Origin of the sequence: Amycolatopsis nalaikhensis (assembly GCF_030264295.1) — a bacterium.
Taxonomy (GTDB): Bacteria; Actinomycetota; Actinomycetes; order Mycobacteriales; family Pseudonocardiaceae; genus Amycolatopsis; species Amycolatopsis nalaikhensis.
Map to the genome: position 1 here is coordinate 2585114 of NZ_CP127173.1, position 12705 is coordinate 2597818.

General features: G+C 71.6%; 13 protein-coding genes. 8 read left to right on the forward strand and 5 right to left on the reverse strand.

Translation table 11 applies throughout. The features are described from left to right. Positions 1-3 precede the first annotated feature (3 nt). Positions 4-627, forward strand: a complete 624-nt coding sequence (locus QP939_RS12800) for a DUF998 domain-containing protein (protein WP_285456969.1) — start codon at positions 4-6, stop codon at positions 625-627. Here the strand turns inward: QP939_RS12800 and QP939_RS12805 are convergent. Continuing rightward, complete coding sequence (locus tag QP939_RS12805; protein WP_285456970.1) at positions 624-1265, reverse strand: IclR family transcriptional regulator; 642 nt, start codon at positions 1263-1265, stop codon at positions 624-626. The genes QP939_RS12800 and QP939_RS12805 overlap by 4 nt on opposite strands. Beyond that, positions 1262-2116, reverse strand: a complete 855-nt coding sequence (locus QP939_RS12810) for a hypothetical protein (protein WP_285459730.1) — start codon at positions 2114-2116, stop codon at positions 1262-1264. Before QP939_RS12810 ends, QP939_RS12805 begins: the two co-directional genes overlap by 4 nt. Positions 2117-2201: 85 nt before the next feature. Here QP939_RS12810 and QP939_RS12815 point away from each other — a divergent pair, with 85 nt between their 5' ends. From QP939_RS12815 to QP939_RS12825, 3 genes are all read left to right on the forward strand, one after another. Then, positions 2202-3374, forward strand: a complete 1173-nt coding sequence (locus QP939_RS12815; protein ID WP_285456971.1) for a homogentisate 1,2-dioxygenase — start codon at positions 2202-2204, stop codon at positions 3372-3374. 69 nt (positions 3375-3443) lie between these two features. Beyond that, positions 3444-5252 carry a substrate-binding and VWA domain-containing protein gene (locus QP939_RS12820; RefSeq protein WP_285456972.1) on the forward strand — a complete coding sequence of 603 codons (1809 nt, stop codon included), beginning with the start codon at positions 3444-3446 and terminating at the stop codon, positions 5250-5252. A 1-nt stretch (position 5253) separates the two neighbouring features. Then, entirely contained in the window at positions 5254-5991 is a 738-nt protein-coding gene (locus QP939_RS12825; RefSeq protein WP_285456973.1) for a hypothetical protein, read from the forward strand. Here QP939_RS12825 and QP939_RS12830 read toward each other — a convergent pair. Continuing rightward, positions 5951-7192 carry an MFS transporter gene (locus QP939_RS12830; RefSeq protein WP_285456974.1) on the reverse strand — a complete coding sequence of 414 codons (1242 nt, stop codon included), beginning with the start codon at positions 7190-7192 and terminating at the stop codon, positions 5951-5953. The genes QP939_RS12825 and QP939_RS12830 overlap by 41 nt on opposite strands. A 534-nt stretch (positions 7193-7726) precedes the next feature. On the opposite strand from QP939_RS12830, the gene QP939_RS12835 reads away from it, so the two are divergent. Further along, positions 7727-8101, forward strand: coding sequence for a type 2 periplasmic-binding domain-containing protein (locus QP939_RS12835; RefSeq protein WP_285456975.1), 375 nt, complete (start codon positions 7727-7729; stop codon positions 8099-8101). On the opposite strand, the gene QP939_RS12840 is transcribed toward QP939_RS12835, so the two are convergent. After that, complete coding sequence (locus QP939_RS12840; RefSeq protein ID WP_285456976.1) at positions 8068-9099, reverse strand: hypothetical protein; 1032 nt, start codon at positions 9097-9099, stop codon at positions 8068-8070. The genes QP939_RS12835 and QP939_RS12840 overlap by 34 nt on opposite strands. A 165-nt stretch (positions 9100-9264) precedes the next feature. Here QP939_RS12840 and QP939_RS12845 point away from each other — a divergent pair, with 165 nt between their 5' ends. Then, positions 9265-10059, forward strand: a complete 795-nt coding sequence (locus tag QP939_RS12845) for a DUF2470 domain-containing protein (RefSeq protein WP_285456977.1) — start codon at positions 9265-9267, stop codon at positions 10057-10059. Here QP939_RS12845 and QP939_RS12850 read toward each other — a convergent pair. Then, a complete protein-coding gene (locus QP939_RS12850) occupies positions 10051-10512 on the reverse strand; it encodes a PPOX class F420-dependent oxidoreductase (RefSeq protein ID WP_285456978.1) in 462 nt (153 codons plus the stop codon). The genes QP939_RS12845 and QP939_RS12850 overlap by 9 nt on opposite strands. A 22-nt stretch (positions 10513-10534) precedes the next feature. On the opposite strand from QP939_RS12850, the gene QP939_RS12855 reads away from it, so the two are divergent. Both QP939_RS12855 and QP939_RS12860 read left to right on the forward strand, forming a co-directional pair. Further along, positions 10535-11347: a CPBP family intramembrane glutamic endopeptidase gene (locus QP939_RS12855; protein ID WP_285456979.1), complete on the forward strand. Its 813-nt coding sequence runs from the start codon at positions 10535-10537 to the stop codon at positions 11345-11347. Positions 11348-11387: 40 nt separating this feature from the next. Further along, a complete protein-coding gene (locus QP939_RS12860) occupies positions 11388-12575 on the forward strand; it encodes an arginine deiminase (RefSeq protein WP_285459731.1) in 1188 nt (395 codons plus the stop codon). The last annotated feature ends 130 nt before the right edge of the window (positions 12576-12705 follow it).

The window sequence follows — 12705 nt, forward strand, 5'->3', positions numbered from 1 at the left end:
CAGGTGAACTCGAAGGCGACGCACGCCGTCTCGCCGCTGCACGGCCGGATCGCGCTCGGCGGCATCGGCCTCGCGGTCGCCATCTCGATCGACCTGCACCTGCGCCTCTCCGGCCAGGTCAGTCCGATCTGGCAGACGCTGTCGGAGTACGTCTACGGCAAGCTCGGGTCGGCCTCGGCCGCGCCGCTGTTCAGCGTGATGTGCCTGGCGCTCTCGCTCGGCTCGGTCGCGCTGCTCGCGGGCATCGCGAAGGCCCACCGGCCGGGGACCACGGCCGTCTGCGTGCTGCTCGGCGTGTGGTCGGCCGGGCTGCTGGTGTGCGGGCTGGTGCCGGTCGACCCGGACGGGCAGGCGCGTTCGCTGGCCGGACAGGTGCACAACATCGCCGCCCTGACAGCGTTCGTCGCGTTGCCCGCGGCCGCGTTCGTGCTGACGAAGAAGGGCCGCGAGCGCTGCCCGTGGGAGCCGCGGCGGACGACGATCCGGCGGCTGGCCACAGCGAGCTTCGTCAGCGTCGGCGTGGTGCTCGGCGGATTCGTCTTCACGCTGACGCTCGGCCTGTTCGAGCGCCTGCTGTTCACCGTCGATGTCGCCCTGCTGCTGACGATGGTCAAGCCGCTGCGCTAACCGTCCGTCTTCAGGATGTCGGCCAGCCGGACGGCGGCCGCCACGACCTGTGGTCCGACCTCGGCGGCCTTCAGCGGCTCCAGCGACACGACGCCGACGCTCGCCCGCAGCCCCGGCACGCCACGCACCGGCGCCGCGACGCCGGACGCGCCCGCCTCCAGCTCGCCGGTCGACGTCACCCAGCCGTCGCCGCCCGGGCGCAGCGTCATCGCCTTGCCCGCCGCGCCCGCGGTCAGCGAGTGCCTGCTCCCGACGCGGTAGGCGACGTGGAAGTTGGTCCACGACGGCTCGACGACGGCCACCGCAAGCGCTTGCTCCCCCTGCGCGACCGACAGGTGCGCGGTCGCGCCGACCTTCTCGGCCAGTTCGCGCAGCACCGGGCCGGCCGCGTCCCGCAGCTGCGGGAGCACCTGCCCGGCCAGCCGGAGCAGGCCGACGCCGAGGCGGACCTTGGTGCCGTCGCGCCAGACCAGCCCGCGTTCCTGCAGCGGCACGAGGAGCCGGTAGACGGCCGCGCGGCTGGCCCCGATGGCCACCGCCAGCTCGGAGATGGTCGCCGCGTCGCCACCGGCGTCGGCCACGGCCTGCAGCAGCGCCAGGCCGCGGTCGAGCGTCAGCGACCCCTCCCGGCTGGTCACAGCAAGCCGAGTTCGCCCATGTCGGCGACCGGCTCGTCGAACGACGCCGCCGCGTACGACGCGAAGAGCGCGCGCACGGCCTTCGCCGCCGGCTCGGACAGCGCGCGGGCTTCGTCGGCCAGCGCCTGGGCGTCGGTCGACTCCAACGCCGCGCGGACGTCGCCGCCGGAGAGGCTGCGCGCGGACGCCACGAGCAGGTTCAGGAAGCCGTGGTGCACGAACCCGGTGTCCGGGTCGGTGTGCCGGACCGCGCGGTGCAGGCTGTTCGTCGCCTTGAACGAGGCCCCGGTCGACCCGCTGACCACGGCGAGGAAGTCGGCCACCTCGTCGACGCTCGGGAAGTTCTCGCCCGCCTGGCCGCCGCAACGGATCTTCGGCCAGCTGCCGTGCTCGATCACCTTGCGGACGCCGTCGAGCCAGCCGACGCCGCGCCGCGGCTCGACCACGCGGATGACGTCCTCGGGGACGAACTCCGAGACGCGCTCCAGCCAGACCTCGTCGACGTCCGACGGCGCCGGCATCTCGACCATCCGCAGCGCGAGCAGCTCGCTGCGCGACTCGACGATCGAAATCGCCTTCGGGACGCCGCCGAGACCGGTGTCGATGATCAGCGAAAGCGGCAGCGGCTGCTTCGGCTTGATCTTGATCAGCTCGGTGATCAGCTCCGGCAGCCGGGACGCCTGGCAGAGGAAAACCCCCAGGACACCGGCGTGTTCGGACTCCCGGCTCGCGAAGTGCGCGCGCAGGGCTTCGGGCATGGCGGCATCGCCCGGAGGGAAGAGCGCCGAGTCGTCGACGAGCCTCGCGAACAGGGGAGGAATTCCACGGGGGCCGGGGGGCGTGAGTTCCACAGCGCTTGACACGACTGACACGCTAGTAGCGTACGACATGAGGACAAAATCGTTCGCACAGCGGACACGTCTGAAGGGGACGTCGATGCCTTACTACCGGCAAGTAGGCGAGATCCCGCACAAGCGGCACACCGCGTTCCGCAAGCCGGACGGCGGGCTCTACGCCGAGGAGCTGATGGGTGTCGAGGGCTTCTCGGCCGACTCCGCGCTCCTCTACCACCGCGGCCTGCCGACGGCGATCGTCGACGCGGTCGCCGTCACGGAGGACCGCGGCTCGCTCACCCCGAACCACCCGCTCAAGCCGCGGGCGTTCCAGACGCGGGACCTCAAGTTCGGCGGCGAGGCCGACGCCGTCACCGACCGGCGGCGGCTGTTCGGCAACAACGACGTGACCATCGGGTTCGTCACCGCCACCGCGCCCAGCCCGCTCTACCGCAACGCGGCCGGTGACGAGTTGTTCTACGTCCACGGCGGCTCGGCGACCTTCGAGACCATCTACGGCCGCCTCGAGGTCGGCGACGGCGACTACGTCGTGATCCCGACGTCGTGCACCTACCGCGTCGTCCCGCACGGCGAGGTCAGCCTCTTCACGCTGGAGGCGCGCGGCCACATCGGCCCACCGAAGCGCTACCTGTCGGCGAAGGGCCAGTTCCTGGAGCACTCGCCGTACTGCGAGCGCGACATCCGCGGGCCCGCCGAGCCGCTGCTGGAGGACGGCGAGGACGTCGAGGTGCTCGTGCGGCACCGCGCCGGGCTGACCCGCTACACCTACGCCACCCACCCGTTCGACGTCGTCGGCTGGGACGGCTGCCTCTACCCGTGGGTGTTCAACATCGACGACTTCGAGCCCATCACCGGTCGCGTGCACCAGCCGCCGCCCGTGCACCAGACGTTCGAGGGCCCGAACTTCGTCGTGTGCTCCTTCTGCCCGCGGAAGGTCGACTACCACGAGGACTCGATCCCGGTGCCGTACAACCACGCGAACGTCGACTCGGACGAGCTGATGTTCTACGTGCGCGGCAACTACGAAGCCCGAAAGGGCTCGGGGATCGGGATCGGCTCGCTCTCGCTGCACCCGTCGGGCTTCACGCACGGTCCGCAGCCGGGCGCGGCGGAGGCGTCGATCGGCGCGGAGTTCTTCGACGAGACCGCGGTCATGGTCGACACGTTCGCGCCGCTGGAGCTGGGCGAAGCCGCCGACGCGTCCGAGGACCCCGGTTACGCGTGGACGTGGTCGCGCCGCGGCCCTAAGGGATAGTCAAAATACCGTCCCCTCTCCGTTCCGTTGCCGGATAATGGGAATTTCCGGCGGAACGGGGAGGGTTCGATGATCAATTCCCAGCCAGCGCGGCGAAAGAGAAGGATTCTCCCCTTCCTGGCCGCGATCGTGGTCGCCGTCGGCCTGATCATCGGGATCCGGGCCTGGACCAGTGGCTCGAGCGACGACGCCGACCAGCCGAAATGCACCGGCTCGGACGCGGTCGCGCTCACCGTCGCGTCCTCCCCGGAAAAGGTGGGAATCGTCCAAGAGGCGGCGAAGGCCTACTCCGGACGGACTGTCGCCGGCCATTGCGTCGACGTCGTCGTGAAGTCGAAATCGTCGGGCGTCGCGATGCAGGCGCTGGCGAACGGCTGGAACGAAGCCACCGACGGGCCGCGTCCGGACGTCTGGACGCCGGCCGCGAGCGGCTGGGTCAACCTGCTGCGCGTCAACGCCAAGGGCGACACCGGGTCGGTCGTGCCCGACGGCGACACCCAGTCGATCGCGAACTCGCCGCTGGTCGTCGCGATGCCGAAGCCGATGGCCGAGGCGCTCGGCTGGCCGGGCAAGGCGATCGGCTGGAAGGACCTCGCGGCGCTGGCCACCGACCCGGCGGGCTGGGCGAAGTACGGCCACCCGGAGTGGGGCAAGTTCCGCCTCGGCAAGACGAACCCGAACATCTCGACGTCCGGCCTGAACGCCACGATCGGCGGCTTCTACGCCGCCACCGGCACATCGTCCGACCTGACGGCGGCCGCGCTCGAGAAGCCCGAGGCCAAGCAGTTCGTCACGAACATCGAGCAGGCGATCGTGCACTACGGCGACACCACGCTCACCTTCCTGACCAACCTGCAGAAGGCCGACGACAAGGGCGCCGCGCTGTCGTACATCTCGGCGGTCACCGTCGAGGAGAACTCGCTGATCGGCTACAACCAGGGCAATCCGACGAACGACCCGGCGAAGGTCGGCCAGCACGCGCCGCCGAAGGTGCCGCTGGTGGCGATCTACCCGGGCGACGGGACGCTGAACTCCGACCACCCGTTCGTCACGCTGAACTGGGCCGACCAGACGCGCAAGCAGATCGCCGCCGACTTCCTCGGCTACCTGCGCGGCGAAGAGACGCAGGCGAAGTTCGCCGCGCTCGGCTTCCGCTCGTTCGACGGCAAGCCGGGCCCGCAGGTGACCACGGCCAACGGCGTCCAGCCGGACGCGAAGATCAGCTTCCTGCAACCGCCGTCGCCGACGGTGCTGTCGAAGCTGCTGGCGTCGTGGACCGAGCTGCGCAAGAAGGCGAACGTGCTGCTCGTCGTGGACGTCTCCGGTTCGATGGGCGACGAGGTCAAGGGCACCGGCAAGAGCAAGATCGACCTGGCGAAGCAGGCGGCGATCGATTCGCTGGGCCAGTTCGTGCCGCGCGACCAGGTCGGGCTCTGGCAGTTCTCGACCCGGCTCGACGGCGACAAGGACTACCAGGAGCTGCTGCCGGTGCAGCCGCTCGGCAACAACGGCAAGGAGACCCTCGCGATGCGGTTGAGCGGGCTGACACCGCAGTCGGGCACCGGGCTGTACGACTCGGCGCTGGCCGCCTACGAGTACATGAACGCCCACCTCGACCCGTCGGCGATCAACGCGGTCGTCGTGCTCACCGACGGCCGCAACGAGGACTCCGGCGGCATCGACCTCGACCACCTGGTGCCGCAGCTGCGGCCGGAGGGCAACGCGGAGACGGTCCGGCTGTTCACCATCGCCTACGGCTCGGACGCCGACCAGAACGTGCTGAAGCAGATCGCCGAAGCGACCGAAGGATCGGAGTACGATTCGTCCAAACCGGACTCGATCAACCAGGTGTTCACCTCCGTGATCTCGAATTTCTGACATGAAGTTCGCCCGTGAGCTCGCCGAACCGTGGGGGCTGCTGCTGGCCGCCACGTCGGCGGGCGTCGCGTGGGCCGTGCAGCTGCCGGTGCTCGTCGCCCTGCTGATCGGCGTGGCGGTGCTGACGGCACGAGCGGGCGTCGCGGCCCTGACCCGCGAGAAGGAACCGCAACAGCGTGAGGCGCGCGTGCTCGACGTCGCGCCCGGATCGGCCGAGGACACCTGGCTGCGGCGCGCCGAAAGCGCGGCCGACGGGTTCGTTTCGCTGAGCGACTCCCTCGACTCGGGCCCGCTCGCCGACCGCGTCGCGGACATGGAACCCGTGGTCCAGGAGACGCTGTCGACGTTGCGACGCCTGGCAGGGCGCGCGTCGGCGACCGGGAAGGCGTTGTCCCGCGTCGACCTCGACGCCGTCACGCGGGAACGGCGGCGGCTGGAGCAGTCGCTGGCTTCGGCACGCGAGGAGGTGCGCGGCGACCTCGAGCAGGCGCTGACGGCGGTGCAGGCTCAGGCGGACGTCCACGCCCGGCTGACCGGCGCGCGCGACAAGCTGCTGGCGCAACTGCAGTCCGGCGCACTCGGGCTGGACAGCCTGGTGGCGCGCGTCGCCGAGCTGACGGCGGCCACCACGGACGTCGCGGTCGACACCGGCGCGGTGCGGGAGCTGAGCGACCAGCTCGAGGGCATCCGGCAGGGCGTCATCGAGACGGAGCAGGCGACGCGGAAGTCGCTGGGGTAGGCGTCCGGTCGCGCCGGGGCAGCAGCAACGGCGTCGCCAGCACGAGCACGCCCGCGACGCCGAGCGCGACGCGCGGCCCGGTCAGCCCGGCGAGCACACCCCAGACGGCGGTCGTCGCCGCGATGGACGCCTTGGTACTGACCGACCAGGCCGACAGCGTCCGCGCGACGCGGTCCGCCGGGAGCTGCTCGAGCCGGTAGGTGGCGAGCACGGGGTTGAAGACGCTGCAGCAGACGATCAAGCCGAGTTCGACGACCATGACGTAGGCCAGGCCGCCGGTGCCGCCCGGCAGGAAGGCCAAGGCGAGCAGCCAGCACGCGCGCAGTGCGCCAGAGGTCAGCAGGACGGGGTGACGTCCGAAGCGGCGCACGAGCCGCGGGGTCAGCCGCGAACCCGCGAGCCCGCCGAGGCACGGGACGGCGAACGCGAGCCCGTACTGCCACGGCGTGAACCCGAGGTGATTGAGCATCAGCACGGCGAGCACCGGCTCGGTCGCCATGACCAGGCCGTTGAACACCATGGCGTTGAAGAGCAGGGGCCGCAGGCCGCGGTGGGCGAGCAGGAAGCGCCAGCCGTCGGCGAGGTCACCCGCGCGCAGCCGGTTGGTCGTTCGCGGGCGCGGTTCGCCGCCGCCGATGGCGCGGATGCCGAGCGCGGAAAGCAGGAAGCTGACGGCGTTGGCGACCACCGACGTCACCGGTCCGAGCAGGGCGAACGCGGCCCCGCCGAGCGGCGGGCCGAGCGCGGTGGCGGTCCAGTTCGTGGACTCGAACCGGCCGTTCGCGACGAGCAGGTCTTCGGGCGGCACCAGGCCTTTCAGGAAGGCACCGCTGGCCGAGGTGAAGGTGATGTCCGCCGCGGCGACGACCACCGAGACGACGATGAGCTGCGCGAAGCTCAGCAGGCCGAGGGCGTAGCAGGCGGGCACGCTGACCAGGGCGGCGAACCGCACGAGGTCCATGCCGATCATGACGGGCCGCTTCCGGCGGCGGTCGACCCACGGCCCGAGCGGAACGGCGACGAGCGCCCCGACGGCGGGCCCGACGGCGGCCAGCGCGGAGACCGCGGCGGGACCGGTGTGCAGGACGAGGATCGCCAGCATCGGGAAGGCTCCGAAGCCGAGCCACGTGCCGAACGCGCTCACGGCGTAAGCCGACCAGAGCCACCTGAACCGCGGCCCCAGCGACCGCCCGCGCATCACGTCGGAGATCCAAGCCGGGAACGGCGGCGCGGGCAACCGAGTACAAGTCGGCGTATCACGACACGCGGTTGTCCACATGCGGCGGCGAATGTGGACAGCTCCGGCGCTCGGGCGGCTTTCCGCGGTTCAGGTCGTACCTCGCCGATAGACTGGGCACGGGGACGCCCCCCTGGGAGCGGCGGGGGCCGCCTGTGTCGGCGGGAGGCCTCCGGACTCACTCGCGACCGCTGGAACACCGACCGTTGCCTCAGTGCCCTCGCGCAGACACGTTTGTCGGGTCGACGTCATCGGCAGGCGGCTGGGTCCCGCCGCTCGGCTGTGCGGGTTTCACGAGGCCCACCCGGACATCGCGCTGGAAGGCGTGACCCTCTTCGACACGTCCGCGCTCCGGGACGGCTCGGTCGACGCGTCCTTCCGCGCGGTCGTCGAGCTGCCCGGAGACCTCGCGGCGCGGTGGGGTGGCCGACGAGCCGATCCAGCTGCTGTGCGGACCCGCGCACCCGCTGGCCGGAGCTGGACGGGCACCGGCTCTGGATGCCCGGCGTCGTGCCCGGGACCGAGTGGGGCGCGTACTACGCCGAGTTCGCGGCCGCGTTCGGTCTGTCGATCGACGCCGCCGGGCCGAACTTCGGCACCGAGGTCGTGCTGGACACCGTCGCGGAATCGGCCGACGTGGCGACCCTCGTCGGCGCGGGGAGCCGCGTGCTGTGGCCGCCCGGGCACGACCTCAGGCTCGTGCCGATCGTCAACCCGATGCCGGTGTACCCGCACTCGCTGGTCTGGCGCCGGGACAACGCGCACCCGGCGCTGACCGCGTTGCGGACGTACCTGGGCCGGGCCGAGCCTGCGGCGAACGCGTGGCGGCCGAGCTGGGCTCAGCCCAGCCAGACCGTGCCGAGCACCGGGTAGCCCGGCACGCCCGTCTTCGCCGCGCCCGGCTTCGGGACGCCCGCGATCCACAGGCGGCCCGTCGCCGCGATGTTCGCCGCCATCGACGGGTCCGCTTTCGGGAGGCGGAAGCCGACCACCGTTCCGTCGGCCAGCATCGTCAGGCCGCTCACCCGGGCCGCGCCGCCGCGGCGGCTCATCCGGACCGGGCCGTCCAGCACCGCCCGCAGCTCGGTCCAGTGCTCGGCCGGCAGCGGGCGGCCGTGGGCGAACGAGCGCAGCACGGCCGCCAGCGCGCTCAGCAGCGCGCCCGCCGCGAACGGCAAGGCGACCCACCCCACGGCCGGGAACTCGAGCCGGACCCACAGCGCGAAACCGGCCAGGACCAGCAGGAACGCCGCCGTCGCGCGCAGCTCGCGAGCGATCTGGCGGCGGTGCGCGCTCAGCACGGGATCGAGCCGCGGCGAACCGGACCAGGCCGGCGCGGCCACCGCCACGGCACCGGACGGCGGCGCGTCGTGGATCCGGGCCCGGCGGACGCGCACCACGCCGGAGAAGCCGACGAACACCTTGGGACCCCGGCCCAGCAGCCACACCCGGCGGTGCCCGGCCACCAGCAACCGGTACGCCTCGTCGAGCCGGAGGCGCAGCCACCGGCCGTCCGGCAGGCGCACCCCGACCGTCCGCCCGGCCGCGACCAGCCCGTCGGCGGCGATGTCCACCTGCCGGAACGCTTCCCGCTTCAGCCGCGTCTCGGGCACCCTGGCGTACGCGTGGCAGAACCACCACACCTCGATCGCCCCGGCCAACGCGAGCGTGCCGAGCGGCAGGGCGACCCCCGCGCCGGTGACGCACTGGGCGATCCCGAACGCCAGGAACAACCAGGTCAGCGCCCGCCGGTCCCCCGCACCGCGGCCGATCCGGTCGAGGTACTCGCCGAAGATCGGCAGCGCGCCGGACGGCATCGCGGGGTCGAGCTCGAACGCGGGCACGCGTTCGGGTACCGGGACGATCTGCACGCTGGGCCCCCACCGTGTCGGCTGTGTCACTCGCCTTTTCGACGGATTGCACACCCGCGTTACCCGGTGCTCCGTTCAGCGGAGCGCCACGTGACCCGCACCGCAAACGAGCGACTACCCACGCCGTCGGATTCAGGTTAGGCTCACCTAAGTAGGAGGTGAGCCGTGACCGAGGCACCCGCATCCATCCGCCGCCCGCCGGCGCCGAACCCCGCCGAGCGCGCCAAGACGATCGCGACCCGGGGCGGCCCCGCGTCGTTGCTGCCCACCCGCGAACGCACGGGCCTCGACAGCGAGCGCGTCGTCCCGGTCCTGCACCACGTGCACCACAGCGGCAGCGTCAGCGTGCTGCTGCCCGACGACCACCCGATGGTCCACGCGGCCAAGCAGACCCAGCGCGGCGAGCTGGCCGTGATGGTCGAACTCGCCGACCAGGCGCCGGTCGCCCTGCGCGAGCCGATCCGCGGGCTCCTTTGGATCACCGGCTGGCTGCGGCCGCTCTCGCCGGTTTCGGCCCGCGCGCGGGCGGTGGCGATCGCCGAGTCGCGGCCGGACGAACGGCTCCTCGACGTCGGCCACGGCGTCACGCTGCTGCGGCTCACCCCCGCGTCGCTCGTGCTCGCCGACGCCGAAGGCACGCACTCGCTGCGCCCGCACATGTTCAGCGCGGCGCCGCCCGACCCGTTCCACGACTACGAGGCCCAATGGCTGCGGCACCTGGAGAGCGACCACTCCGACGTCGTCGAGCAGCTGGCCAAGCACCTGCCCGCCGAGCTGCGCGGCGGCCGGATCCGCCCGCTCGGGCTCGACCGGTTCGGGCTGCGGCTGCGCGTCGAGTCCGAGGCGGGCGACCACGACGTGCGGCTGGCGTTCTCGAAGTCCGTCGACAGCCCGCCGCAGCTCGCGATGGAGCTGCGGCGGCTGGTCGGCTGCCCGTTCCTGCGGGGCGCGTCAGGCTAGTTCGGCGGGGAAGCCGCCCTTCGCGATCGGGCCCCAGCTCTCGATGGTGACCCGGATCAGGCTCTTGCCCTGCTTGACCATGGCTTCGCGGTATTCGTCCCAGTCCGGGTGTTCGCCGGAAATGCTGCGGAAGTACTCCACGAGCGGCTCGACCGAATCCGGGATGTCGAGCACCTCGGCGGTGCCGTTGACCTGCACCCACTGGTCGTTCCACTCGTCCGAGAGGACACAGGCGGACACCTGGGCGTTCCGCTTGATGTTCACGACCTTGGCGCGCTTCGGGTAGGTCGAGACGACCAGCCTGCCCGCCGAGTCGACGCCGCAGGTCACCGGCGACAGCTGCGGGCCGCCGTCGGCCTTCGTGGTCAGCAGGATCGCGCGGTGGCGGGTGGACAGGAACTCGACGAGTTCGGACCGGTCGACGGTTTCGTTGGTGGCGATGCTCCTCGGCATACCCCGAAGGTAGCGTGCGGTCATGACGTTCACCGCGCGATCGTGGCTGGCCCCGGCCCGCCCGGAGTTCCCCGGCGTGATCGAGGACCCGCGCGAGCGCCGGGCGGTCAAGCTCGAGCTGCTGATCGTCTTCGGGATCACGCTCGGGATGTCCGGCGTGCGCAGCCTGCTGTCCCTTGTGGACTCGCTGCTGCAGCCGGTGCCGCTCGCGCAGCAGCAGACGCAGCTCAACGTGCCGCAGGCCGCGGCGAGCCTGATCGACCTGCTCAAGCAGCTGTTGTCGGCGGCGCAGCTGGTCGGCTGGGGCGCGCTCGGGCTGTACCTGCTGTGGCGCGCGGGCATCAAGATCACCCAGGTCGGGCTGGACAAGCGGGCGCCGGGGCGGGACACCCTGCTGACCGTCGTGCTCGCCGCGCTGATCGGGATTCCCGGCCTGGCCCTGTACTTCGTCTCCTACCACCTCGGCTTCAGCCTGGCGGTGCAACCGTCCACTTTGGGCGATACGTGGTGGCGGCCGATTTCGCTGACGCTCTCGGCGTTCGGCAACGCCTTCGCCGAAGAGGTCCTCGTCATCGGCTACCTGCTGACGCGGCTGCGGCAGCTCGGCGTCCGGGAGAACACCGCCGTGTTCGGCGCCGCCGTGCTGCGCGGGTCCTACCACCTGTACCAGGGCTTCGGCGGGTTCGTCGGCAACTTCGTCATGGGACTGGTGTTCGGGCGGCTGTGGCAGAAGACCAACCGGCTGTGGCCGCTGGTCGCCGCGCACACGCTGTTCGACTTCGTGTCTTTCGTCGGATACTCGCTGCTCAAAGGTCACGTTTCCTGGTTGCCCTGAGTACGCTCGCTGGGTGATCGACGAAACGACACCTCCCCGGGTGGACAGCGAAGTCGGACCCCTGCGCGCGGTGCTGCTGCACCGGCCCGGCAACGAGCTCAAAAGGCTGACGCCCCGCAACAACGACCAGCTCCTGTTCGACTCGATCCCGTGGGTCGACCGGGCCCAGGCCGAGCACGACGCGTTCGCCGAGGTGCTGCGCAGCCGCGGCGTCGACGTCCTGCTGCTCGCCGACGCGCTCCGGACGGCGCTGGAGGACGACCGCGCCCACGCGGCGGGCGTGCACGCGGCGGTCGACGACCGGCGGCTCGGCGGCGACCTCGCCGACTCGCTGCGGTCGCACCTGTCCGGCGTCGACGCGGCCGGGCTCGCCGAGGTGCTGATGGCCGGGATGACGTTCGAGGAGCTGCCGTCCGCCGAGGGCGCGTCGCTGGTGCGGATGATGAACCACCCGCACGACTTCGCCGTCGACCCGCTGCCGAACCTGCTGTTCACCCGCGACTCGTCGGTGTGGATCGGCGACCGGGTGGCGGTTTCGTCGCTGAACATGCCCGCACGGCGCCGCGAAACGGCGGTGCTCGACCTGATCTACGCCTACCACCCGCAGTTCCGGCACGCGGCCCGCGCGTACGGCGCGCACTCGGCGCCGATCGAAGGCGGCGACGTGATGCTGCTGGCGCCGGGCGTGCTCGCCATCGGCGTCGGCGAGCGGACGACGGCGGCGGGCGCGGAGTCGCTCGCGCGGTCGGTGTTCGCCGACGGCATCGCGCACACCGTGCTGGCGGTGCCCATCGAGCAGTCCCGCGCGACCATGCACCTGGACACCGTGTGCACGATGGTCGACGCCGACGCGGTGGTGATGTACCCGCTGGCGCGCGACTCGCTGACGGCGTTCACGCTGCGCCCGACCGGCGACGGCGGCGTCAAGGTGGCCGGGCCGGCGCCGTTCCTGGTGGCCGCGGCCGAGGCGATGGAAATCGACCGGCTGCGGGTCATCGACACCGGGCTCGACCCCGTGACGGCCGAGCGCGAGCAGTGGGACGACGGGAACAACACCCTCGCCCTGGCGCCCGGCGTGGTCGTCGGGTACGAGCGGAACGTCGAGACGAACGAACGCCTGGAGGCGGCCGGCATCGAGGTGCTGCCGATCGCGGGCTCCGAACTGGGCTCGGGCCGCGGCGGACCGCGTTGCATGTCGTGCCCGATCCGCCGCGAACCGTTGCGATAAACGAAGTAAGCCTTCCCTAAATGTGCGCGACAATTTAGGGAAGGCTTACTTAAATAAGGTTCGTCTTCTTTAGGAATGGTAAGCCTAATAGGGGGGAGATCACCAGTCCCAAGTGGTCTTTCCGCCAATC